Below are 24645 nucleotides of genomic sequence, written 5' to 3'. Positions count from 1 at the left end.
TATCGAGATCCGAGGTGTCGAGGTGGACGGCGTCATCGGCCGGCTTCATCGGGGCATCGGCGCGCGCTGCATCGCGGGCGTCGCGGGCCCTGATATCCTCTAAAACCCGGGCGTATATAGCTTCTTCGCCCCGGGCTTGCAACTCCCTGAGGCGCCGCCCGGCGCGCGCTTCCGCGCTGGCGGTGACATAGATCTTAACCTCCGCCTCCGGACAGATCACGGTGCCGATATCCCGTCCATCCAGAACGGAACCGGAACGCGGACTGCCATCCGCAGCCGGTTGTGGGTCGGCGGCGAATCGACGCTGCCAATCGAAGAGGGCCGCCCGGACGCCGGGGATCGCCGCCACCTTGGAGGAGGCGTCGCCAGCCTGGGCCGAGCGCAATTCCGGGTCGGCGAGCAGTTCGAGCGGCAGGGTCCGTGCCGCCGCCGTGGCGGCAACCGGGTCGTTGGGATCCTTGCCCTGGCGCAGGACGGCCAGTCCCACGGCACGGTAGAGCGACCCGGTATCGAGATAGGCGAGGCTGAAATGGGCGGCGAGACGCCTGGCAAGCGTGCCCTTTCCAGCCGCCGCCGGACCGTCGAGGGCGATGACGAAAGGCTTCATCGGTTGCCCCCCCTCACCCCGCCCCTCTCCCGCGAGGGGAGAGGGAGTTTCCACCGAGCTGCGGTCAAAGCCCCTCTCCCCTCGCGGGAGAGGGGTTGGAGTGAGGGGGTCGTCGCCATCAGACTCATCCCTTCACCTCGTGAATCGTACCGCCCATGCCATTCATCAATTCGACGAAGCCCGGGAAAGAAGTGTCGATGGGCAATCCGTCGTCGATGCTGACCGGCATTTCGGCGGCGAGGCCGAGAATCAGGAACGACATCGCCGGGCGGTGATCGAGATTGACGGCGATGTGGGCGCCGCCCCTTGGCCGTTTGCCCTTGCCTTTGACGGCAAGCCAATCGGCGCCTTCCTCGACCGCGACGCCGCAGGCGGCAAGGCCGCGCGCCATCGCCCCCAGGCGGTCGCTTTCCTTGACGCGCAATTCGCCGAGCCCCAGCATCTTCGTCTCGCCTTCGGCGAACGAGGCCGCGACGGAGAGGATCGGATATTCGTCGATCATGGATGGCGCGCGTTCGGCGGGAACGGTGACGCCCTTCAGTTGCGAATGCTTCACGCGGAGATCGCCGACCTTCTCGCCGGCCTCGATACGCGCGTTCAGCACCTCGATCGATGCGCCCATCTCCAGCAGCGTGTCGATGAGGCCGATGCGGTGCGGATTGAGGCCGACATTCTCGATCAGAATCTCCGACCCCGGCAGGATGAGCGCCGCCACGATGGGAAAAGCGGCCGAGCTGGGATCGCCGGGCACGACGATCCTGCGACCCTTGAGCTCCATTTGGCCGACAATGGAAGAGGCCCGTCCTTCGGGCGTTTCCTCCACTTTCACCTCGACACCGAAGCCGCGCAGCATCAGCTCGGTATGATCGCGCGTCGCTTCCGGTTCGATCACCGTGGTGATGCCGGGCGTGTTGAGGCCGGCCAGCAGGATCGCCGACTTCACCTGCGCGCTCGCCACCGGCAGCGTGTAGGTAATCGGTATCGGCGATGATGTGCCGATGACGGCCAGGGGCGGGCGGCCCTTGGTTCGGGTGACGAAGCGCGCACCCATCTGCGAGAGCGGCTCGGTCACGCGCGCCATCGGACGCGAGCGCAAGGATGCGTCGCCCGTGAAGAACGTCGTCATCGGATAGGGTGCCACGAGGCCCATGAGCAGGCGCGTACCCGTACCGGCATTGCCGAGGTCCAGGACATCGGCCGCTTCGGCCAAGCCGCCATTCCCGCGGCCGCGCGCGCGCCAGACGCCATCGGCACCCTTTTCCGTTTCGCCGCCGAGCAGGCGCATGGCGGCCGCGGTGCGCAGCACATCCTCGCCTTCCAGCAGGCCATGAATTTCCGTCTCGCCCAGCGCCAGCGCACCCAGCATCAGCGCCCGGTGCGAGACCGATTTGTCGCCCGGAACGCGGAGGGTTCCCCGCAATTGGCCGGCTGTACCCGATGCGAGGGGACGTGGAATCGACTGGTGTTTACTCATGCCAATCCAGTGTGATGAAAATTGCCTGCCCGGCTGGCGGGCGCCGCGCTTCTCTAGCACAGGGCGGGCGGGCAACGGAAATCCCGATTTCAAGCGCTCCGGAACCGCCCCCGACGGGGTTCTCGGGGGCCCGATTTGAGGGCGTTGACAGGCCGACGGGGCTATGGCAATTGGCACCCCCGACCGAGAACACGACCGGAGAGATCACGTGACCAAGCCGGAATGGGGCACCAAGCGCATCTGCGGCAGCTGCGGCGCGCATTTCTACGACATGCGCAAGGCGACGATCGTCTGCCCGAAATGCAAGACCGTCTACGACCCCGACGCCGTGATGAAGAGCCGCCGCCGCGTCGCCGAGAAGATGACGCCGGTGAAATCCGCCGTGGAGCCGGGCGTCGACGATGTCGTCGCCGACGTCGAGACGGATGTGGAGGATGAGGATATCGGTGACGAGGAAGATGCCGTCCTGGAGGACGCCTCGGAACTGGGCGAGGATGACGAGGATATCTCGGACGCCATCGAGAAGGGCGAAGACGAGGGCTGAGGCTGGGTATTCCAGCCTCCGTTATTGAAATTGCTGTCCTTTTTTCTTCTTGAATTCCGGGCGGTGTCCACTTAGGTTCCAGCCCGTTCGATCGCCCCCCAGGGACGGCAGCAAAGCCTTCCGGCGGTCAAGCCCCGAGTTCCGGGCCCATAGCTCAGCTGGGAGAGCGCCACAATGGCATTGTGGAGGTCAGCGGTTCGATCCCGCTTGGGTCCACCAAATGAGAGAACCCCCGCGCCGGGCCATCCGGGCGGGGGTTTTTCTTTGTGGAACGGGCGCGCCGCCCTTGTCGCGTCGGATTACTTCTTCTTTGCGGCGTAGGCGGCGGTAGCGGGGTTGGACGAGGCCGAAGCGAAGGTGCCGCTGGGCGCTGCCTTTGCCTTGTCCTTCTTCGGCTTCTTCTTTTCGCGGTTGCTGCGCATTTGACCTTTAGCCACGGCGTATCTCCTCACTGGAATGGAACGATGGGGAATGGAACGATGGCGCGGGCCCAGGAAGCCATGCCCCGGACATGATCTGGGGCCTGGCAGGCTGAAAGCTGGTCATTCTGAAAAACGAATGCCGGCGCGAGCGCGGCCGGCATGATAGCGGAAAGCCCACGCCAAGTAACCACCGCATATGCGCGGTGGCTTGGCGCGGGAAGAGTCTCGTCCGCGCCGTCAGCCGGCGCGGACGCGATCCAGGAAACGGCTGATCTCGTTGCGCATCACGTCGGCCTGGCGCGACAGATCCGACGCGGCGCCGAGCAGGCCGTCGGCCAGCCGCCCCGATTCGGTGAGCGCGGTGGAAACGCCGGCAATATTCTGCGACACGTCGCGGGTACCGTCGGCCGCCTGCTGGATGCTGCGCGAGATTTCGCGCGTCGCCGCACCCTGCTCCTCGACCGCGGCGGCGATGGTGGCGGCGATCTGGTCGATCTGGCTGATCGTGGTGGTGATGCCCCGAATGGCTTCGACCGCATCGCCGGTAGCGTTCTGGATCGAACTGATCTGGCCGGTGATTTCCTCGGTCGCACGCGCCGTCTGGCTGGCAAGGTTCTTGACCTCGCTCGCCACGACGGCGAAGCCCTTGCCTGCATCGCCAGCGCGCGCCGCTTCGATGGTGGCGTTGAGCGCCAGGAGGTTGGTCTGGTTGGCGATATCGCGGATGAGGTTGGCCACGTCGCCGATGCGCTGGCTGGCCTGCGCCAGCCCGTTGATGGTCTGGTCGGTCTGCTTGGCCTCGGTCACGGCCTGCGAGGCGATGGCCGTCGATTGCGCCACCTGCTGGCTGATTTCGGTGATGGAGGCGCTGAGTTCCTCGGTCGCCGCAGCCACCGACTGCACATTGCTGAAGGCCTGTTCGGACGCCGTGGCCACGATCGAGGCCTGGCCGGTCGTCTGCTCGGTATTGCCGGCCATGGCCTGCGCCGACGCCTGCAATTCGACGGACGCGCCCGAGACCTGGTTGACGACGCCCTGCACCGAGCTTTCGAAATTGTCGGCCAGGGACAGCATCGACTGGCGTTTCTCCTCGCGCGCCCGTTCTTCCTGGGCCGCGCGTTCGAGCGCCAGCTTTTCCATGGCAAGCGCGTTTTCCTTGAACACCGACAATGCGCGCGCCAGGGCGCCCATCTCCGCCTTGTTGTCGGCACCCTCGACGGCGATCGTCTTGTCTCCCTCGGCCAGGCGCATCATGGCGCCGGTCGTCCGCGCGAGCGGCTTTGAAATGCTGCGCGCGATGAGGAAGCTGATGAGAACGGTGACGAGGAGGATGGCGGCGACGACACCGCCCTGCACCATCATCTGGCGAAAGAAGATACGGTTGACGTCGTCGATATAGATACCGGAACCGACCAGCCAGTTCCAAGGCGCATAGCCCTTTACATAGGAGATTTTCGGCACCGGCTGATCCGAACCCGGCTGCGGCCACATGTAATCGACGAAGCCGGCGCCGTTGGCCTTCACGACATCGACCATCTCGGCGAAGAAGAGCTTGCCGTTCGGGTCCTTCATATCGGCAAGACTCGGCTTCTCCAGCAGCTTCTTGGCGAAGGGATGCATCACCATCTTGTGCGACATGTCGTTGATCCAGAAATACTCCTTCTCGTCATAGCGGAGCTTTTCCAGGACGATGATGGCCTGCGCCTTGGCTTCCTCTTCGGAGAGGGCGCCGGATTTGGCGAGGTCGCCATAATGGGCGATGATGCCGTGCGCCACCTCGACCACGTGCTGAGTCTTGATCTTGCGGTCCTCGAGCAGGGTCGACTTCAAATCGATGCCGGAGAGAATGGCGATCGCGATCATGCCGGCGACGGCGACGAGCACGACCAGCGCGAGGCGCGTAGCAATGCGGAAATCCTGAAAACGCATGTGCATTCCTTCGTTCAAGGGATGTCATTTGGCGCGCGTTTGTCCGACCGGGGACCACATGCCGGGACTTCAACCCCGGTCGCGGCGCGCCTTCATGCCGTGCACAATAAGTCGGTTTTTCTAAGGTTTGATTAAGACGGGCCGACACATTCGGGCCGGTTGCTAGGCCTAGTTTCTCGGCAGCGGCTGTCTTAGGCCTTAAATCCTTATGGCGACACGGCCGGAAACCGCGTCAGGCAAGCTCGTCACGCACGAGGCCGCCGTAATCCTCCAGGGCGAGGCAGCGGTCGATGGACGCATCGGGCGCTGGAGCCAGGGGCCAGATGCCGGCGAAGATATGGCGTACCGACCCCGTGCGCGTGGCAATCTCGACCTCGCTGAAGATGGGCCGACGGCTCGCTATGGCAAGCGCGAAGCCCTCCTTGGCCACGGCCTGTCCGGCGGCGGCGCTCCAGGGAATCTCTCCCAGATAGTGACCGGTGATCTCGCCGCGGAATTCGACGATCTGCGTGCCGGCCAGCCGATAGCGCACACGCAGCGGATCATGTTCGATGCCCGCCACGATGAGGTTCGGCAGCAGCCGCGAAATCTCGCTGGGGTCGATATCGGACCAGCGCGGCAAGGGGCGGTTGCGGCATTTGCCCAGCCAATAGGCGTGCAGCTCGCGCACCATGGGCGAAGCGATCCGTGCGACGTCGGTCTCGCGCCGCAGGATCCGGTGCTGGGTCTGGCCCCTCATACGGCGCTCAGCGAACCAGGGCAGCTTCGATCACGGAACAAGAAGCAAGGCGGCGTCACGGAATCCCTTATACTCGGCAATCTGTTGCGGAATGCCACCGCGATACATCTTGGCACGCTTGTCGGCACCATGCTTGAGCAGCACCTTGATCGCGTCGATGGCGCCGGCCTCGGCTGCATGGTGGAGCGGCGTGAAACGCGTGCGGTTCTGGGATTCGATGTTGGCGCCGGCCGCGAGCAGCGCTTCGATGACCTCCGCCCGGTTGTTGAGGGCGGCGTAGTTCAACGCACGGCGGCCGTTATTGTTCTCCGAGAAATCGATTCCTTCGATATCGGCGCCGGCGGCAAGGGCTGCTTTGACACCCGCCACATCGCCGCTTTGTGATGCCTTCCACAGATCCTTGGTGGCCTGGCTTGCCGGCTGGTCGGGGATTTCCAGCCGCCCCAGTCCGCTATTCGCCCCGGTGCCACCGCCTGGCCCGCCACAGGCCGTCAGCAGCGGCGCGGCACAGCACAGGACGGCGGCGCCTGCCAGATATCGCAACACATACCGGCGCGATGCTTGCACGTTCATGGAACCCCCTGGAATTCTATCGCCGAATTTCTAGCAACTTGAATAGTTTAGCGCGCAACGCGGCGGACGCAAAGGGTTGCGTCACGCCTCTGACTTGAATTCTTAACCTAGGTTACTATTTGATTCTTCAAGGTGCCCGCAGAAATCGGAACGAGGTTCTGGCGAATCTTGTTCTTCCGATGATGGGACCGAAGGCCGGTTCGCCGCAGAGCGGGAACCGGGCAGTGGAAAAAGCGCCGCTCGCTCGAAAGGAGGAGCCATGTCTCGCCTGTCACTCTTCAACAGCCCGCTGCTGCTGGGCTTCGACCAGTTCGAGCGCACGCTCGACCGGGTCGCCAAGGCAGGTGCCGAAGGCTATCCGCCCTACAATATCGAGCAAGTGAGCGACAACCGCCTGCGCATCACGCTGGCCGTGGCCGGATTTTCCCTCGACGATCTCGACATCCAGCTCGAAGACAACCAGCTGACCGTGCGCGGCCGGCAGAAGGACGATCCCGCACGCGTCTATCTCTATCGCGGCATCGCGGCGCGCCAGTTCCAGCGCAGCTTCGTGCTGGCGGAAGGCATCGAGGTCGCCGGTGCGGCGCTCGACAACGGCCTGCTTTCGATCGATCTCGACCGACCCAAGGTTGAAACGCAAGTCCGGACGGTTCCGATCCGCAAGGCTGGCGGTGCAGGGCACGAAGGCCGCGTTGCCATCGACGGCAATGACGCGGCGCTGAAGGAGTAACCGATATGGCAAAGAGCACGATGAAGAGCGAAACCACCGCGAGTCTGCCGGCCGTGTCGCGGCAGCAATTGCTGGCGCTGGGTCTCAACGATGTCGCCTATGTGCGCGATGTCGAAGTGGACGGTGCCACCGCGTTCGGCATCTTCGCCGCCAATGGCCAGCAGCTGGCGATCCTGCCCGACCGCGACGCCGCGATCGCCGCCGCCTGGGAAAACGGACTGGCGCCGGTTACCATTCACTGACCGCCGGCAACCCGGCGGAGCCAAAGGAAAACGCCCCGCTCAAAGCGGGGCGTTTTTGCTTGAGGGCCCCGCGATCCGCCTAGGCCGCGTGCGAATGCGCCCCGTCGGTCAGGAGCGCGTAGATCGCGTCCGCCTCGTTGGTGCCGCGCAGCTTCTCGCAGATGGTGCGGTCGCGCAACAGCCGCGAAACCCGCGCCAGCGCCTTCAGATGGTCGGCGCCGGCGCCTTCGGGCGCCAGCAGCAGAAAGATGAGATCGACCGGCTGCTCGTCGATGGCATCGAAGTCGATCGGCGTTTCAAGCCGGCCGAACAGGCCGAACATCTTCTTGGCATCCGGCAGCTTGCCATGCGGAATGGCGATGCCGTTGCCGACACCCGTGGTGCCCAGACGCTCGCGCTCCAGCAGCACGTCGAATATGGCGCGCTCGTGCAGGCCCGAAAGCTCGGCCGCGCGCCGCGCCATATCCTGCAGGGCCTGCTTTTTATTGCCGGCCTTCAGCTTCGCCAGGACATGTGCTGGGCTTGCGAGGAGATCTTCGATTTCCATTTGTCTTGCCTCGTGAGGCGCCATCGGTCGGCACGCGGCCGATGGCACCGAAAGATGCGCCTATTGGCGCACGGCCGTTTCGAGACCGGGATCGACCCAGCCGATATTGCCGTCATTGCGTCGATAGACCATGTTCAACCCGCCATGGGCGCGGTTGAGAAACATCATGGCCTGCTGGTTGGCGAGGTCGAGGCGCATGACCGCCTCGCCCACGGTAAGGGTCGGGATGTTGGTCTGCATTTCGGCGACCACGACCGGATGGTGCGCATCGCCCGAACCGTTGACATGCTCCGGCTCCTCGGCTTCCTCGGGCTCCTGCGCCAGAACGTAATATTGGGAACGGCGGTCTTCCGTCGCGGCGCGATGATGGTCGCGCAGGCGGCGCTTGTAGCGGCGCAGGCGCTTGGCGAGCGTCTCGGCGGCCATGTCGTAGGCGACATTCGCCGTCTCGGCGGCACCCTCCGACTGCAGCAGAATGCCGCGTCCGACATGGACGGAAATCTGCGCGGCGAAAAGATGCGCTTCGCGCGACATCGTGACGGTGGCTTCGATCGGATTCGAGAAATACTTCCCGAAGATATGATCGAGGCTGTCCGCGGCGCGCGTCTTCAACGCATCGCCGATTTCGATGTTCTTACCTTTGACGGTCAGGTTCATGGGCGTGTTCCTGCAAACATGGTGCGACGGAGCGGGGCTTGTCCACATGGACCTGCCCCAATAGACCGTCGAACTCATCGACACTTCGGCCGGTCATCCCGGCGAGCGTCACAAGACGGATCGCCATGCCGACCAACGAAGATCCACAAACCCGGGACCCTCCAGAAGCGTCACGCCGCCGGTCTCCATGGAGGGCCGGCGGCGCGGCCGGGACCATAGCGACCTTCTTGGCGATGTCAACGGTTCGCGGGGCGGGGCGGGGACCGAATTCAAGGCCTCATCCTACCGGCGTTAACACCTCCTTATACTCTGGTGGGCGTTAAGGAATCGCTGCGGCCGGGCGACCGCTACTCCCCACGGGAAATGATGTGGCCCCGATCAGGCCGAACGCAAGGCTTTCTCGCGGCGCCGCTGCACCGAAGATGAAATTCTGAGAGATTCCCGGTACTTAGCGACCGTACGGCGGGCAATATCCACACCCTGTCCCTGCAGGATGGCAACCAGCCGGTCGTCGGACAGGATGTCGCCGGCACTTTCCGCGTCGATCAGTTCCTTGATGCGCTGGCGCACCGCCTCGGCCGAATGGGCTGCCTGGCCGGCGGCGCCCTGGATGGCTGCCGTGAAGAAATACCGGAGCTCGAATACACCGCGCTGTGTCGCCATGAATTTGTTCGTGGTGACGCGGCTGACCGTGCTTTCGTGCATGCCGATCGCATCGGCGATGTCGCGCCGGATGAGCGGCTTGAGATGCTGCACGCCGTGCAGGAAGAACGCCTCCTGCTGGCGCACGATTTCACTGGCGACCTTGAGAATGGTGGTGGCGCGCTGATGCAGCGTCTTCACCAGCCAGTTGGCGGTGGCCAGACGCTCGTTGAGATAATCCTTCTCCGCCTTGTTCTGCGTCTTGGGCAGGATGCGCGCATGATATTGCTGGTTGACCAGCAGGCGCGGCAATTGTTCGGCGTTGAGTTCGACCGACCAGGATCCGTCCTGCCGGCGCCAGACCATGATGTCTGGCACCACGGCCTGCACATCGGCCTGTTCGAAACTGGCACCGGGCTTCGGGTTGAGCGCGCGGATCTCGGCCACCATGTCGGCCAGATCCTCGGCATCGACGCCGCAGATCTTCATCAGCTGATGGCGGTCGTGCCTGGCAAGCAGTTCGAGATTGTCGAGCAGCGCCTGCATCGCGGGATCCAGCCGATCCCGCTCCTTCAATTGCAGCGCCAGGCATTCGGCAAGGTTGCGCGCAAAGACGCCGCAAGGGTCGAATTGCTGCAGCCGGACCAGGACGGATTGGACCTGCGCCGGCGGACAGCCCAGCCGTTCGGCCAGTGACAGGAGATCGCCCGTGAGATAGCCGGCTTCGTCCAGCATGTCGATCAGCTGCAGGCCGATCATGCGTTCGGTCGGATCCTGTATATCGAGATAGAGCTGACGCTCGAGATGCTCGCGCAATGTCTCCGGCTTGGTCAGCGTCTGTTCGAGGCCGAGTTCGGAATCGGAGAAATCCGTCCGCCCCCCGCCGCCGCCGCCGCTGGACCAATTGTCGGCAAAGCCGGTATCGGGTGCGTTGGCGCCCTCGCCTCGTTCGACGGCGCGGTCTTCGGCCGTGTTGTAGAGATTGTCGTAGTCGGTATCGAGCGGCGATTGCCGCTCCCCGCCCATTGTCTCGCTCTGGACATATTCGCTGCTGTCCATGACCCGGTCCGGACCGGCGGTCTCGGCCGGTTCGCTGGTCATCGCCTCCTGGGTGGCAAGGCGCCCGCCTTCCTCGCCAGCTGCCGCGCGCTCGTCCTCGCCGCGTTCGAGCAGCGGGTTCTGTTCCAGCTCCTGCTCGACATAGGCCGCCAGTTCCTGGTTGGAAAGCTCAAGCAGCTTGATCGCCTGCTGGAGCTGCGGCGTCATCACCAGGCTCTGAGCCTGGCGCAAATCCATGCGCTGCGTTATCGCCATAGCTTAACCGTACTACAGCGAGAATCTTTCTCCAAGGTAAACGCGGCGGACATCCTCGTCGGAGACGATATCGGCGGGGCTGCCTTCGCGCAGAACCTCACCTTCGTGCAGGATATAGGCCCGGTCGACGATTTCCAGCGTGTCGCGGACATTGTGGTCCGTGATCAGCACGCCGATGCCCCGATCCTTGAGATGCGAGATTATGTCGCGGATATCGTTGACGGCAATTGGATCGATGCCGGCCAGAGGCTCGTCGAGCAGGATATAGCTGGGCTTGGTCGCCAGCGCCCGGGCGATCTCCACGCGCCGCCTCTCGCCCCCCGACAGGGCCATGGCCGGCACTTTCCGCAGATGCGCGATCGAAAAGTCGGCCAGCAGCTGATCGAGCCTGCCCGCGCGCGACACGGCATCGCTGTCGACCACTTCCAGCACGGCCATGATATTGTCCTCGACCGACATGCCGCGGAAGATCGAGGCTTCCTGCGGCAGGTAGCCGATGCCGCCGCGGGCGCGTTCGAACATCGGCTGGTCGGTCACTTCGCTGCCATCCAGGAAAATGGCGCCGGCATCGGCCTTGACCAGGCCGGTGATGATGTAGAAACAGGTCGTCTTGCCGGCGCCGTTAGGCCCCAGCAATCCGACCGCCTCGCCGCGCTGGACGCCGACCGAGACATCGCGCAGCACTGGCTTCTTCTTGTATTTCTTGCCCAGGTGATAGGCGCACAGGCCCTCGACCACCGTCGGATCGATGGCGGTGCCGTTGACCGTAAAGGAACGATGGCCGTTCACATTGCCGTCGGGCGCGGCAGCGGGCTGCGCCGTTTCCGCGCCCAGCTCTTCGTCCCGTTCCGCATTTTCCGCGCCGTCGTTCATTGTGCCGTGTTGCTGCTGGAAGATTTCGGTTTGATGAAGGTGTGCACGCGCTCGCCGCCGCCCAGAATGCGGCTGATCTTGCGCTTATTGTCGATCTCGGCACGCTGGCCGGTATATTCGTTGCCGCCGTCGATGATGCGCACATTGCCCGTCATCAGGGCGATGTCGGTGTCCGGATTGTAGGCGAAGTGCTTCGAATAGATGGTCTGGCCGTTATTGAGCACCTTCACCTTGCCATCGGCCTGGATCTGGCTGAGCTTGCTGTTGCCTTCCGGATCGTCGGCAAAATAAAGCGTCGCGGTGTCGCCGTTGATGCGCGTGTCCTGGCGCACCACCATGGCATTGCCGATCGCGGTGATGGCATTGCGGTCGGTCCAATATTCGATACGGTCGCGTGCCGTCACGGTGTCGTTGTCGCTGACGATCTTGAGGTTGCTGCCGGTGAGCAGCAGCAGTTTCTGCGTGGCGTCATATTCGCCCGTATCGCCATAACCCACGGAACTGCCCGAGGTGACCTTGACGTTCCCGGTGGCCACGATGCGGTCGAACGAGCCTTCCTCGCCGCTGGTGTAGAAGACCAAGGTGTCGGCCGCGATCGAGGAATTGCCTTGGCGGGCGACGGCATTGCCGCGCGCGGTATAGGTCTTTTCCTTGCTGCGCCATTCGATCCCCTGATCGGCGCCCAGTTCGAAGGGCTGCGTATCGTCGCCGAAATCCATGCCGCCGCCGGTGGGTGCCGCCGGCACGGCTGCCGCGGGATCCTCGACAATATCCTGGGCCAGGGCGGGTTGTGCGAAAGCGAGCGGCAGCAGGAGGGCCACCGCCGGCAGCCAGTTCCCGTTGTGCCGTGCGCGACGCGCTTCGGTCATGGCAAGCCCCCTCATTCGCCGCTTCCCTTTGCCTTGGGCATGATTTTCAACGATGCCCGCCCCTTGAACAGAACGGTGGCGCCGTCATCGAGCATTTCGAAACCCTCCGCCGATACCTGGCGCCGTTCGTCGCTGCCGGTCACCGGCTTGGTGCCCGAGGCCGTGTTGGTCTGCAGGTCCATGGCCGCTTCCTCGGTCGAAAAGACCAGGCCGTTATCGTGATAGACCGTAACGGCACCCTGAAGATCGACTTTGTCGAGTTTGCGGTCGTAGCGGCCCTTTTCGGCGGTGACCGCGATCCAGGTCTGTTCGGAAAGTTCGATTTCGGCCTGCGGCTCTTCGAGGTCGATGAGATCCTTATTGTCCTTGGCCTCGGTCGCGGACAGGGCCGTCACCGAGAAAGGCCGCTCGGATTTGCTGGTGCCTTCAAAAGCGATACCGCTCACCTTCATGCCGACATCGAGCTTGGGCGCGTCTTCCACCTTTTCGATCACGACCCGGCTGGTGGTCTGGTTCTCGTAAGAGCGGTACGAAAGATAGCCGACGATGGCGACGGCGAGAATGGGCAGGCCGATCTTGACCCACAGCAGGCGGCTGCGCTTGCGGTTGAAGATGGCGCGCGGATCGGACAGAGCGGGTCCAACCAGATCCTTGGGTGCCCTCAGCTTGTCCATGAAATCGCGCATCGCCATCCGTGCCGGCCCTCAAGCCACGCCGGCGCGCAGGCAATCGTGCAACCGGACGATGCCGACCGGCTTCACGCCATCGACCACGAACAAGGTCGTGATGGAGCGTTCGTTCATGATCAGCACGGCCTCGGCCGCCAGCGCCTGCGCGGTGATGGTGAGCGGATGGCCCGTCATCACGGCGGCCACATCCTGCGTCAGCAGGGCATCGCCCATATGCCGGCGCAGATCGCCGTCGGTAATGATGCCGACCAGATCGCCCTGCGCGTCGACGGCGCCGACGCAGCCGAAAGTCTTGCTGGTCATTTCGATGAGCGCCTGGCCCATCGGCGCGCTCTGGGCGATGAGCGGCACTTCCTTGCCGGCATGCATCAGGTCGGCCACGCGCAGCAGCTTCTGACCCAGCTTGCCCCCGGGATGAAGCTGGTGAAAATCCTCGGCCGAAAAACCCTTGCGCTCCAGCAGTCCCAGCGCCAGCGCATCGCCCAAGGCCAGCATCATCGTGGTCGACGAAGTGGGGGCGAGACCCAGGGCGCCGGCTTCACCCGTGGGCGGCAGCGCCAGGGTCGCGTCGGCGGCATTGCCCAGCGTCGAATTCCGGCGGCTGGTGATGGCGATCAAGGGAATGCGCCAGCGGCGCGAATAGGTGATGAGGTCGGCCAGTTCCACCGTCTCGCCGGAATTCGAGAGGGCCAGCACGGCATCGGCCGAGGTGACCATGCCCATGTCGCCATGGCTCGCTTCCGCCGGATGGACGAATTGCGCGGGCGTGCCGGTCGAGGCCATGGTCGCGGCGATCTTGCGCGCCACATGGCCGGACTTGCCCATGCCGGTGACGATGACGCGGCCGGTGACGCCGTGCAGGATGTCGAGCGCGCGGCCGACCAGGGCACGGCCTTCGCCGGCCTCGAACGTGGCCAGCAATTCGCGCAGGGCCTCGCTCTCCTGGCGCAGCACCGTGAGCGCCGCGACCAATCCCCCCGCAGCATGATCTGGCCGCGGCGCTTGGATGGAGGTCCGGGCGGCCGCTTCTTCCCCGGCCTTCGTGGCGCTCGCTTGGCTCATTCTGGGCACCGAAGCCATTCTCAAATGGTCAGAATTTTACTGTCAGGTCATCAAACTAGCGCCAAATGTGGGGCGAATCCACCGAGAGCGCACAGGTTGCCCTAACTAGGGGTGCCGTCCCACCCTGTCAAGGAAAAGCCCTCAATCGACACAAGGGGTTAGAGGCGACACGAGGGGTTAGAGGCCCAAATCCGTATCCCAAGTCCTTATCCCAGCTTATCAGTGCGCGAAGATGTCCGGCTCCTCATAGCCGAGCAGGTCGAGCTTGGCCCGGGTGGGGAGAAAGTCATAGCAGGCGCGGGCCATCTCAAGCCGGCTCTCGCGAGCGAGGAGATCGTCGAACTTCTCCTTGAGACGGTGAAGGTGCAGCACGTCGGAGGCGGCATATTTCAGCTGTTCCTCGGTGAGCTGCGGGGCGCCCCAATCGGAACTTTGCTGCTGTTTGGATATCTCGACGCCCAGCAATTCCTTGCACAGATCCTTGAGGCCGTGCCGGTCGGTGAAGGTGCGGGTGAGCTTGGCGGCGATCTTGGTGCAATAGACCGGCTTGCAGTCGATGCCGAGATAGTGCCACAGGGTGGCAAGGTCGAAGCGGGCGAAGTGAAAGATCTTGAGCACCGCCGGGTCTTCCAGCAGCGCCTGGAGGCGCGGGGCGCGGTGCGGCTTTTCCGGCCGGCAAAGCGGGATCTGGACCAGGTGGCAGATGCCGTTGCCCGAGGAGAGCTGCACCAGGCAGAGCCGGTCGCGGTGGGGATTGAGACCCATGGTCTCGGTATCGATGGCGACGGAGGCGCCGAAATCGAGCCCTTCCGGCAGGTCGCCTTGATGGAGATGAATGGTCACGAGGTGCCTCCCTTAGCCAGCCGAGGCTTCGGCGCCTCCGGCTGCTCATGCCGGGGCTATGGCTCCGATAAGGGAGGATGAGCCCCCAACATGAAGCTGGAGTTTGGTGCCCAGGAGAAGACTCGAACTTCCACGGGTTGCCCCACAGGTACCTGAAACCTGCGCGTCTACCAATTCCGCCACCTGGGCAGGGGGCCGAAAGCCCGCGCATTCTCGTCAGGGGCACTCGAATGTCAACCCCGATCTGACCCCTTGGGCGGACTTTTTCGCAATAGAGTCAAAGGGGCCGGATATACGCGATTTCATTGCCAAATTGCCGTCCCTGTCCCTATTTTAGGGGTATTGCCGAACGGACTACGGATGGATCCGGGCCTGTTCGGCGTCCGGCTTGGCAGTAAATGGGGATGATCAGATGGCGCGTGGTCTGGTGACCGTGTTCGGCGGTTCGGGCTTCATCGGCCGCTACGTGGTGCAGCGCCTGGCGCGCGCCGGCTGGCAGGTCAGGGTTGCGGTGAGGCGCCCGAACGAGGCCTTGTTCCTGAAGACCGCCGGCGATGTCGGCCAGGTGACCCCTGTCGCCGCCAATATCCGCGACGACCGCTCGGTGGCGGCAGCCGTCGCCGGCGCCGATGCCGTGATCAATCTGGTCGGCATTCTCTATGCGTCCGGCAAGCAGAGCTTCGATGCCGTCCAGGCCAAGGGTGCCGCGCGCATCGCCGCTGCCGCCAAGGCGGCGGGCGCCACGCGCTTCGTGCAGATTTCCGCCATCGGCGCCGATCCGGCGTCCGATTCGGCCTATGCCCGGTCGAAAGCCGAAGGCGAGCAGGCGGTGAAGCTGGCTTTCGCCAACGCCACCATCCTGCGCCCTTCGATCGTGTTCGGGCCGGAGGACGATTTCTTCAACCGCTTCGCCCGCATGGCGATGATGTCGCCGGCTTTGCCGCTGATCGGCGGCGGCCATACCAAATTCCAGCCGGTCTATGTGGCCGATGTGGCGGCAGCGGTGGAACGTGTGCTCGAAGATGCAGGCACGACGGGCAGGACCTATGAACTGGGCGGCCCGCGCAGCTACACCTTCCGCGCGCTTATGGAAATGATGCTGAAGGAGATCGGCCGCTGCCGCCTCCTCGTGCCGCTGCCCTTCGCATTGGCGACGTTGAAAGCCAGCTTCCTGCAATTGCTGCCGATCAAGCTGCTGACCGTCGATCAGGTGCGCTTGCTCAAGCGCGATAATGTCGTCGCGGCGAATGCGCTGGGCTTCAAGGATCTTGGCATCGCGCCGACCACGCTGGAGGCGGTGTTGCCTTCCTATCTCGATCAATACCGCCCGCTCGGCTATTATAACAAAGCCTGACGCGGGATAGAGGGAGGCGCACATGCGGTTTCTGGTGTTTCAGCACATCGCCTGCGAGCATCCCGGCATCTTCCGCGATTTCCTCAATGCCGACGGCATTGCCTATGACGCGGTCGAGCTGGATGAGGGCGAGGCCATTCCTTCGCTGGACCGCTACGACGCGCTCTGGGTCATGGGCGGGCCGATGGATGTGTGGGAGGAAGACCGCCATCCCTGGCTGGCCGCCGAGAAGAAGGCGATCCGCGAGGCAGTGCTGGAACGCGGCATGCCCTATATGGGCCTGTGCCTGGGCCATCAATTGCTGGGTGCGGCACTGGGCGGCAAGGTCGGCAAGATGAAGGCGCCGGAGGTCGGCATTTGCGATGTCGATCTCACCGCGGAAGGCCGCGCCGATCCGATCTTCGCCGGCATGGCACCGCGGCAGAAGGTGCTGCAATGGCATGGTGCCGCCGTGCAGACGGCACCGGAAGGCGCCGTCATCCTCGCCAGCTCGCCGCTCTGCCCGAACCAGGCGATGCGCATCGGGCGCCATGCCTATGGCCTGCAATATCATGTCGAACTCACCAGCCGCACCGTGCCGGAATGGGGCGAAGTGCCGGCCTATGCCTGCGCGCTCGACGAGACGCTGGGGGCGGGCGCATTGCCGCGCCTGCGCGACGAAGCGGCCGCGCTGATGCCGGACTTCAACCGCGCCGCCAAGCGGCTCTATGAGAATTTCTTGAGCCTGATTCGCGGCGCGGCGAAAGCGGCCCAGTAGGCCAAATTGAAGTGGTTGAGTGGTGCACAATTCACTCAGTCCACTGGAGGGCGAGTTCGGACTTCAATCGCGGTATTTTTAAAGGTTACTCGCGCCGGATACTTGGGCTCCATGAATCTGCCGAAGAATCTGTCCACTGGAGATAAGTTATTGATTCAATGTACAAATAATAGTTGTAGAGCCTGACAATTATGGACATCCTTGGGTTTCCGCAACCCTGCAAGAGGAGATAGGATATGACCGAAATTCTCTCTGATTCTGATCTTCGGAAGAAGACTCTAGAGCTTAGTGAGCCAATGTTGGTACGGAAACAGCTTTGAATGATTGGCGTTTGGCGGAAGCACCCCTCACCCCGACCCTCTCCCCCACTGCGTGGGGCGAGGGAGAAGTTTGTGGCCAAGCTTCGGCAATAAGCCCCTCGCCCCGCTTGCGGGGTGAGGGGAATGACGCGATTCCATGAAACAGGAAACACTTTGATTTGCGAATCTAAATCGGGCATCGCTGCCGGCTCTTGGGAAACCGGCGGCGACACCCGAGGCAGCCGCCCTGGCACAGGGGACGGCCGGCCGGAATCGGCTGCCGGATACTCAGTCGCCGGAGGAATGCGTCAGGTTCAAAAAGAAACGGTCAAGAACAGGCGCTCTGCCAGCCGCCGCCATAGATCGCCCACAGCAGCACAAGCCCCAGGATGACCCGGTAGACCACGAAAGGCGTGAAACTGGCGCGGCGCAGCCAATACATCATGAAGGCGATGGCGAGAAAGCCGGTGACGGCGGAGAAGCAGGCCATCATCGCCGCACGTTCCAGCTCGGCGATATTGCCCGAACTCACCAGCTGGTAGCCCTTATAGAGGCCGGCCGCGGCGATGGTCGGGATCGAGAGCAGGAAGGAGAAGCGTGCCGCCTCCTTGCGCTCATAGCCCAGGAGGCGCGCCATCGTCATGGTGATGCCGGACCGGCTGGTGCCGGGAATGAAGGCGATGCATTGAAAGATGCCGATGGCCAGGGCCGAACCGGCAGTCATATGCTCGAGCCGGCGCACGGTAAGGCCGACCCGGTCGGCCAGATAAAGCAGGATGCCGAAGCCGATCAGCGTTGCCGCGATGATACGGTCGTCGCGCAAGGCATCGCCGGCCCAGCGGTCGAGGACGAAGCCGATGCCCAGGGCCGGAACCGAGGCCACCAGCAGCAGCCAGGCGAGCCGCGCGCGATTGTCGCGCTTGCCCCGGGCAAGCTTGACGAGGCCGCCGCTCATATTGGCGACATCGCGCCAGAAATAGACGAGCACCGCCACCAGCGTGCCGACATGGGCGGCGACGTCGAGCGTCAGCCCCTGGTCCGCCCAGCAGAACAGCTTCGGCACCAGGATGAGATGGCCCGAGGAGGAAATCGGCAGGAATTCGGTAATGCCCTGCACCACGGCCAGGATCAGGATATCGATATTGGGCACGAAGCAGCCATCCCCACGACAACGACAGGAGAGAATAGCGACTGGAAGGCCGCTACCGTTCCAAGAGACTCAAGTGAATCAGTGCGTTGGCTTATAGCACGCGACTGGAATCCTGCCGATTGGATAATTGGTCTCATTTCGGAACTATATTTCATGTTTCTGTCTCATTTTTTATCAACAGAGATTCAAATTGACCGAGTGAACGAAAAATAAGTCAGTTAAATTGCCCTAAATCATGATTTCATCATTGCTCTGACAAATCAGGCTGCTAATCTGGCACACGCCCGAATGAGGGATGGTTGGGTCGAGGCCAAAGCGAGGAAGCCATGGCGGAAAAGCTGCTGAAGTTCGTGTCCGTGAGCCGGGCCATGCCGGACAAGCGGCCGGCTGCCGAGCGCCGCGCGGATTTCGGCGAGATCTATGCCGGCTTCGCCGCCCGCTTTGCCCAGGTTCAGGCCAGCCGCTGCTCGCAATGCGGCGTGCCCTTCTGCCAGGTGCATTGTCCCTTGAACAACAATATCCCGGACTGGCTGAAACTGACCGCCGAAGGGCGTCTGGAGGAGGCCTATGAGATTTCGGCCGCCACCAACACCTTCCCGGAGATCTGCGGCCGCATCTGCCCGCAGGACCGCCTGTGCGAGGGGAACTGCGTCATCGAGCAGTCCGGCCACGGCACCGTCACCATCGGCGCCATCGAAAAGCACGTGACCGACACCGCCTTCGAGATGGGCTGGGTACAGCCGGTAAAGCCGATACGCGAACTGGGTCAGAGCATCGGCATCATCGGCGCTGGTCCGGCGGGACTTTCGGCCGGCGAGGCTCTGCGCCGCAAAGGCTATCAGGTCACTATCTATGACCGCCATGACCGGGTCGGCGGCCTGCTCATCTACGGTATTCCCAATTTCAAGCTCGACAAGCAGGTCGTGGTGCGGCGCGAGAAGCTGCTGCGCGAAGGCGGCATCAAGTTCGAACTGAATATCGAAATCGGCCGCGATATCTCGCTCGACGATCTCCGCCAGCGCCATGACGCGGTGCTGATCGCCACCGGCGTCTACAAGGCGCGCGACCTTGCCGCCCCCGGTTCGGGTGCGAAGGGCATCGTGCCGGCGCTGCAATATCTCACCGCCGCCAACCGCGACGGGCTCGGCGACAATGTGGCCGAAATCGCCAGCGGCGAACTCAGCGCCAGGGACAAGAATGTGGTGGTCATCGGCGGCGGCGACACGGCGATGGATTGCGTGCGCACGGCGATCCGCCAAGGCGCCAGGTCGGTGAAGTGCCTCTATCGCCGCGACCGCGCCAACATGCCGGGCTCGCAGCGTGAAGTCGCTAATGCCGAAGAGGAGGGCGTCGAATTCATCTGGCAATCCGCCCCGGCCGCTTTCCTCGACGATGAAGCAGGCAAGGTGAAGGCCGTGCGCGCCGAACGCATTCATCTGGGCATGCCGGACGGCACGGGCCGCCAGACGCCGCGCGTCATCGAGGGGTCTGCCTTCGATCTGCCCGCCGATCTGGTGGTCAAGGCGCTGGGATTCGAACCAGAGGATCTGCCGCAGCGCCTCAAGGCGCCGGCGCTCTCCATCACCAAGGCGAACACGGTGCGCGTCAATTGGCGCAACCTCACCACCACCATTCCAGGCGTATTCGCCGCCGGCGATATCGTGCGCGGCGCCTCGCTGGTCGTCTGGGCGATCCGCGACGGCCGCGATGCCGCAGCCGGGATCGACACCTATCTGCAGGAATCATCGCGCAAAGCCGCGGCGGAATAAGGAGCAGCACCCATGTCGCAGGAAATCGAACTGTTCCGCCAGAACGCCGCGCATCTTGCGAAGACCGGCATGTATGACCCGGCCGATGAAGGCGATGCCTGCGGTGTCGGCCTCATCGCCGCGCTTGACGGCAAGCCGCGGCGTGAAGTGGTGCTGATGGGGATCGAGGCGCTGAAATCGGTCTGGCACCGGGGTGCGGTCGATGCCGATGGCAAGACCGGCGACGGTGCCGGCATCCATGTGCAGATTCCGCATGCCTTCTTCGAGGATTTCATCCGCCGCGCGGGCCAGGCATTGCAGCCGGGCAAGTTCGCGGTCGGGCAGATCTTCCTGCCGCGCAACGATCTGGGCAAGCAGGAGAGCTGCCGCGTCATCGTCGAGCAGGAAATCCTCAACGCCGGCTACACCATCTATGGCTGGCGCCAGGTGCCGATCGATATCGGCATCATCGGCGAGAAGGCCAATGCGACGCGGCCCGAGATCGAGCAGATCATGATCGCCAATGCGCGCGGCGTCTCGGAGGAGGAATTCGAAACCGACCTTTACGTCATCCGCCGCCGCATCGAACGCGCGGCCGTGGCGCATCAGGTGCCGGAGCTTTATATCTGCTCCCTCTCCTGCCGTTCCGTCATCTATAAGGGCATGTTCCTCGCCGAGCAGCTCACTTCCTTCTATCCGGATCTCCTCGACGAGCGCTTCGTTTCCAACTTCGCCATCTATCACCAGCGCTATTCGACCAACACTTTCCCGACCTGGTCGCTCGCCCAGCCTTTCCGCGTCATCGCCCATAACGGCGAAATCAACACGCTGAAGGGCAACGTCAATTGGATGAGCGCCCATGAGACGCGGCTCTATTCCAGCGTCTATGGCGACCGCATGGCGGATTTGAAACCCGTCATCCAGTCAGGCGGGTCGGATTCGGCACAACTCGACAATGTGTTCGAGATTCTCACGACGCACGAACGGCCGCTGCCGATGGTGAAAAGCCTGCTCATCCCCGATGTCTGGGACGGGCGCGTGACCATGCCGCAGAACATCAAGGACATGTTCAGCTACTGCAATTCGGTCATGGAACCCTGGGACGGGCCCGCCGCCATTTGCGGCTTTGCCGGGCATTGGGTCGTGGCCGGCCTCGACCGCAACGGCTTGCGGCCCTTGCGCTACGCCGTCACCGAGGACGGCATTCTCGTGGCGGGTTCGGAAACCGGCATGGTGCGCCTCGATGAGACGCGGTTGAAGACCAAAGGTCGCCTGGGGCCGGGCCAGATGCTGGCGCTCGATCTTTCCGAAGGGAAGCTCTACGACAACAATTCGATCCTTGACAGGCTCGCCGCGACCGCCGATTTCTCCGCCTGGGTCAAGAACATCACGGTCATCGACGACCTCATCAAGAAGACGCGCGGGGAACCCGCCATCTTCGAGAAGGATTATCTGCGCCGCCGCCAGGTGGCAGCGGGTCTCACCATGGAAGACATGGAAGTGGTCCTTCAGCCGATGGTCGAGGAAGCAAAGGAAGCCGTTGTTTCGATGGGCGACGACACGCCGCTCGCCGTTCTTTCCGACCGCTATCGCGGCCTTCACCAGTTCTTCCGGCAGAATTTCAGCCAGGTCACCAACCCGCCGATCGACTCGCTTCGCGAGAAGCGGGTGATGAGCCTCAAAACGCGTCTCGGCAATCTCGGCAATGTGCTCGACCAGGATGAAAGCCAGTGCCGGCTGCTGCAGCTCGATTCCCCCGTCCTCACCACCGCCGAGTTCCAGGCGATGCGCGCCTATATGGGCCAGAGTGTCGCCGAGATCGACTGCACCTTCGACGTCACCGGCAATGACAATTCGCTCCGCGAGGCGATCCAGCTCATCCGCCGCCAGGCCGAGGATGCCGTGCGCGGTGGCGCCACGCATCTCATCCTTTCGGACGAACATGTAAGCGCCACGCGCGCCGCCATTCCGACCATTCTGGCGACGGGTGCGGTCCATGTACACCTCCTGCGCCAGCAGCTCAGGACCTTTACCAGCCTCAACATCCGCTCAGGCGAATGCCTCGACGTGCACCATTTCGCCGTCCTCATCGGTGTAGGCGCCACGACGGTCAATGCCTATGTCGCGGAAGCCGCGATCGAAGACCGGCGCCGGCGCGGTCTTTTCGGGGAATTGCCGCTGGAGGATTGCCTCGACAATTACCGCTATGCCGTCGACCAGGGGCTCCTCAAGGTCATGTCGAAGATGGGCATCTCGGTCGTCTCCTCCTATCGTGGCGGCGCCAATTTCGAAGCCCTCGGCCTGTCGCGCACATTGGTCGCCGAATATTTCCCCTCCATGCCGAGCCGTATTTCCGGCATCGGCATGACAGGCATCCAGCACCGCATCGTCGAGCTGCATCGCCGCGCCTGGAGCGAAAACATCGTGACGCTGCCCGTGGGCGGTTTCTACAAGCTCCGCAAGTCGGGGGAGACGCATGCCTGGGCCCCGGAACTCATTCACACGCTGCAATCCGCGGTGACGACCGAATCCTACCAGACCTTCAAGCGTTATTCGGAGGCGGTGGCCAAGCTGCCGCCCGTCGCCATCCGCGATCTCCTGGATTTCGTGCCGGGCACGACGCCGATTTCGACCGACGAGGTCGAAAGCATCACCGAGATCAGGAAGCGCTTCGTCACACCCGGCATGAGCCTGGGTGCCTTGGGTCCGGAAGCCCATGGCACGCTCAACATCGCCATGAACCGGATCGGCGCCAAATCGGATTCCGGCGAGGGCGGCGAGGATCCGCTCCGCTTCAAGCCGCAGGCCAACGGCGATAATGCCAATTCCGCCATCAAGCAGATCGCCTCGGGCCGATTCGGCGTCACGGCGGAATATCTGGTCAACTGCCGCGAGATCGAGATCAAGGTGGCGCAGGGCGCCAAGCCCGGCGAGGGCGGCCAGCTTCCGGCCTTCAAGGTCACGGTCGAAATCGCCAAGCTCCGCCACGCGACCCCCGGCGTCTCATTGATTTCGCCGCCGCCGCATCACGACATCTATTCGATCGAGGATCTGGCGCAGCTCATCTACGATCTCAAACAGATCAATCCGGAAGCCAAGGTCTGCGTGAAGCTGGTCGCTCGTTCGGGCATCGGCACCATCGCCGCCGGTGTCGCCAAGGCCAAGGCGGACGTGATTCTGATTTCGGGTCACGTGGGGGGAACGGGTGCCTCGCCCCATACAAGCATCAAATATGCCGGTATCCCGTGGGAAATGGGTCTCGCTGAAGTGCATCAGGTGCTGACGCTCAACCGCCTCAGGCACCGCGTGAAGCTGCGCACCGATGGCGGCATCAAGAGCGGGCGCGACGTGGTTATCGCCGCCATTCTGGGTGCCGAGGAATTCGGCATCGGCACCGCGTCCCTGGTCGCCATGGGCTGCATCATGGTGCGGCAGTGCCATTCCAACACCTGCCCGGTCGGCGTCTGTACCCAGGATCCGGTGCTGCGGCAGAAATTCACCGGTACGCCGGAGAAGGTCGTCAACCTGTTCAGCTTCATCGCCGAGGAAGTACGCGAGATCCTGGCGCAGCTCGGCGTCAAGACCTTGAACGAGGTCATCGGCCGGACGGAGCTTATCGAGCAGGTAAGCCGCGGTGCCGCCGATCTCGACGATCTCGACTTGAACCCGATCCTCAGCCAGGCCGATCCCGGCAATGAGGCACGCTATTGCACGCTGGAAGGCCGCAACGAGGTGCCCGACACGTTGGACGCGCGCATGGTGACCGATGCCGCGGCCCTGTTCCAGGCCGGCGAGAAGATGCAGCTGCAATACAATATCCGCAATACCTACCGCGCCATCGGCACGCGGCTTTCCTCGCATATCACCAGGCGCTTCGGCATGGCGGGCCTCAAGCCCAATCATCTCACCGTGCGCCTGCGCGGGAGTGCCGGCCAGTCGCTGGGCGCCTTCGCGGTGCAGGGATTGAAGCTGGAAGTCTTTGGCGACGCCAACGATTATGTCGGCAAGGGTTTGTCGGGCGGCACCATCGTGGTGCGTACCCTGCCCTCTTCACCGCTGGAGAGCAACCGCAACACCATCATCGGCAACACGGTGCTTTACGGCGCCACGGCCGGCAAGCTCTTCGCCGCCGGCCAGGCCGGCGAACGCTTTGCCGTCCGCAATTCCGGCGCCGATGTGGTGATCGAGGGCTGCGGCTCCAACGGCTGCGAATACATGACCGGCGGCACCGCGATCATCCTGGGGCCCGTCGGCGACAATTTCGGCGCCGGCATGTCCGGCGGCATGGCCTTTGTCTATGACGAGGATGGCCGCTTTCCCCTGCGCGTCAACGGCGACACCGTCATATCGCAGCGCCTGGAAAGCGCCCATTGGGAAGGGCGCCTCAAGGCTCTCATCGAGGAGCATGCCGCCGAGACGCAGTCGAAATGGGCCGGCAGCATCCTCAACGATTGGGCTGAGGAAAAGAAGAAGTTCTGGCAGATCGTGCCCAAGGAGATGCTGGACAAGCTCAACCAGCCGCTGTCGGACCGATTGCCGGGCGAGCGGCAGGCCAAGCCCGTAGCCAAGAAGGCGAAGTAA

Annotated in this window: 22 protein-coding genes and 2 tRNA genes; 8 read left to right on the top strand and 16 right to left on the bottom strand. The window is 63.5% G+C overall.

Translation table 11 applies throughout. The features are described 5' to 3' along the window. A partial coding sequence (gene cmk / locus ACE3TY_RS15115) for a (d)CMP kinase (RefSeq protein WP_374654390.1) occupies positions 1-607 on the bottom strand: 607 nt, incomplete at its 3' end. A 124-nt stretch (positions 608-731) separates the two neighbouring features. Then, positions 732-2081 (bottom strand): 3-phosphoshikimate 1-carboxyvinyltransferase, encoded by a 1350-nt coding sequence (gene aroA, locus ACE3TY_RS15110; RefSeq protein ID WP_374654388.1) that lies wholly within the window; start codon positions 2079-2081, stop codon positions 732-734. A 208-nt stretch (positions 2082-2289) separates the two neighbouring features. Here aroA and ACE3TY_RS15105 point away from each other — a divergent pair, with 208 nt between their 5' ends. Next, positions 2290-2625, top strand: coding sequence for a TIGR02300 family protein (locus ACE3TY_RS15105; protein WP_374654386.1), 336 nt, complete (start codon positions 2290-2292; stop codon positions 2623-2625). Between the two features lie 143 nt (positions 2626-2768). Beyond that, positions 2769-2844, top strand: a tRNA-Ala gene (locus tag ACE3TY_RS15100). A gap of 80 nt (positions 2845-2924) precedes the next feature. Here ACE3TY_RS15100 and ACE3TY_RS15095 read toward each other — a convergent pair. From ACE3TY_RS15095 to ACE3TY_RS15080, 4 genes are all read right to left on the bottom strand, one after another. After that, positions 2925-3062, bottom strand: coding sequence for a hypothetical protein (locus ACE3TY_RS15095; protein WP_374654384.1), 138 nt, complete (start codon positions 3060-3062; stop codon positions 2925-2927). A 222-nt stretch (positions 3063-3284) separates the two neighbouring features. Then, on the bottom strand, positions 3285-4976 hold the full coding sequence (locus ACE3TY_RS15090; protein WP_374654382.1) for a methyl-accepting chemotaxis protein: 1692 nt from the start codon (positions 4974-4976) through the stop codon (positions 3285-3287). A 232-nt stretch (positions 4977-5208) separates the two neighbouring features. Next, positions 5209-5715: a PAS domain-containing protein gene (locus ACE3TY_RS15085; protein ID WP_374654380.1), complete on the bottom strand. Its 507-nt coding sequence runs from the start codon at positions 5713-5715 to the stop codon at positions 5209-5211. 30 nt (positions 5716-5745) lie between these two features. Further along, the gene (locus ACE3TY_RS15080) at positions 5746-6288 is read right to left on the bottom strand and encodes an ankyrin repeat domain-containing protein (protein WP_374654378.1); all 543 of its coding nucleotides are present in this window, start codon (positions 6286-6288) and stop codon (positions 5746-5748) included. 259 nt (positions 6289-6547) lie between these two features. On the opposite strand from ACE3TY_RS15080, the gene ACE3TY_RS15075 reads away from it, so the two are divergent. Beyond that, positions 6548-7018: an Hsp20 family protein gene (locus ACE3TY_RS15075; RefSeq protein ID WP_374654376.1), complete on the top strand. Its 471-nt coding sequence runs from the start codon at positions 6548-6550 to the stop codon at positions 7016-7018. A gap of 5 nt (positions 7019-7023) precedes the next feature. After that, entirely contained in the window at positions 7024-7260 is a 237-nt protein-coding gene (locus ACE3TY_RS15070; RefSeq protein WP_374654374.1) for a DUF1150 family protein, read from the top strand. A gap of 79 nt (positions 7261-7339) precedes the next feature. On the opposite strand, the gene ptsN is transcribed toward ACE3TY_RS15070, so the two are convergent. The 9 genes from ptsN to ACE3TY_RS15025 form a co-directional block, all read right to left on the bottom strand. Then, entirely contained in the window at positions 7340-7807 is a 468-nt protein-coding gene (ptsN, locus tag ACE3TY_RS15065) for a PTS IIA-like nitrogen regulatory protein PtsN (RefSeq protein WP_374654372.1), read from the bottom strand. A 60-nt stretch (positions 7808-7867) separates the two neighbouring features. Continuing rightward, positions 7868-8464, bottom strand: a complete 597-nt coding sequence (hpf, locus tag ACE3TY_RS15060; RefSeq protein ID WP_374654370.1) for a ribosome hibernation-promoting factor, HPF/YfiA family — start codon at positions 8462-8464, stop codon at positions 7868-7870. A 378-nt stretch (positions 8465-8842) separates the two neighbouring features. Continuing rightward, positions 8843-10420 (bottom strand): RNA polymerase factor sigma-54, encoded by a 1578-nt coding sequence (gene rpoN, locus ACE3TY_RS15055; protein WP_374654368.1) that lies wholly within the window; start codon positions 10418-10420, stop codon positions 8843-8845. A 12-nt stretch (positions 10421-10432) separates the two neighbouring features. Further along, positions 10433-11293, bottom strand: coding sequence for an LPS export ABC transporter ATP-binding protein (gene lptB / locus ACE3TY_RS15050; protein WP_374654366.1), 861 nt, complete (start codon positions 11291-11293; stop codon positions 10433-10435). Then, positions 11290-12162, bottom strand: a complete 873-nt coding sequence (locus ACE3TY_RS15045; RefSeq protein WP_374654364.1) for an LptA/OstA family protein — start codon at positions 12160-12162, stop codon at positions 11290-11292. The genes lptB and ACE3TY_RS15045 overlap by 4 nt, the downstream gene beginning before the upstream one ends. Before the next feature lie 11 nt (positions 12163-12173). Further along, positions 12174-12848 (bottom strand): LPS export ABC transporter periplasmic protein LptC, encoded by a 675-nt coding sequence (gene lptC, locus ACE3TY_RS15040; protein ID WP_374654362.1) that lies wholly within the window; start codon positions 12846-12848, stop codon positions 12174-12176. 18 nt (positions 12849-12866) lie between these two features. Continuing rightward, positions 12867-13913, bottom strand: coding sequence for an SIS domain-containing protein (locus tag ACE3TY_RS15035; protein WP_374654360.1), 1047 nt, complete (start codon positions 13911-13913; stop codon positions 12867-12869). Positions 13914-14132: 219 nt separating this feature from the next. Continuing rightward, on the bottom strand, positions 14133-14756 hold the full coding sequence (locus ACE3TY_RS15030) for a ribonuclease D (RefSeq protein WP_374654358.1): 624 nt from the start codon (positions 14754-14756) through the stop codon (positions 14133-14135). A gap of 104 nt (positions 14757-14860) precedes the next feature. Then, positions 14861-14945 (bottom strand) — tRNA-Leu (locus tag ACE3TY_RS15025). A gap of 223 nt (positions 14946-15168) precedes the next feature. On the opposite strand from ACE3TY_RS15025, the gene ACE3TY_RS15020 reads away from it, so the two are divergent. Further along, positions 15169-16110, top strand: coding sequence for a complex I NDUFA9 subunit family protein (locus ACE3TY_RS15020; RefSeq protein WP_374654356.1), 942 nt, complete (start codon positions 15169-15171; stop codon positions 16108-16110). 22 nt (positions 16111-16132) lie between these two features. After that, the gene (locus ACE3TY_RS15015; protein WP_374654354.1) at positions 16133-16867 is read left to right on the top strand and encodes a type 1 glutamine amidotransferase; all 735 of its coding nucleotides are present in this window, start codon (positions 16133-16135) and stop codon (positions 16865-16867) included. Positions 16868-17494: 627 nt separating this feature from the next. Here ACE3TY_RS15015 and ACE3TY_RS15010 read toward each other — a convergent pair. After that, a complete protein-coding gene (locus ACE3TY_RS15010) occupies positions 17495-18316 on the bottom strand; it encodes an undecaprenyl-diphosphate phosphatase (protein WP_374654352.1) in 822 nt (273 codons plus the stop codon). Between the two features lie 326 nt (positions 18317-18642). Between ACE3TY_RS15010 and ACE3TY_RS15005 the strand changes: the two genes are divergently transcribed. Together ACE3TY_RS15005 and gltB are read left to right on the top strand one after the other, a co-directional pair. Further along, positions 18643-20085 carry an NAD(P)-dependent oxidoreductase gene (locus ACE3TY_RS15005; RefSeq protein WP_374654350.1) on the top strand — a complete coding sequence of 481 codons (1443 nt, stop codon included), beginning with the start codon at positions 18643-18645 and terminating at the stop codon, positions 20083-20085. 12 nt (positions 20086-20097) lie between these two features. Further along, positions 20098-24645, top strand: a complete 4548-nt coding sequence (gene gltB / locus ACE3TY_RS15000; protein WP_374654348.1) for a glutamate synthase large subunit — start codon at positions 20098-20100, stop codon at positions 24643-24645.

This window comes from Dongia sp., from assembly GCF_041918875.1.
GTDB lineage: Bacteria > Pseudomonadota > Alphaproteobacteria > Dongiales > Dongiaceae > Dongia.
This window is presented reverse-complemented; position numbering and strand designations above follow the sequence as displayed.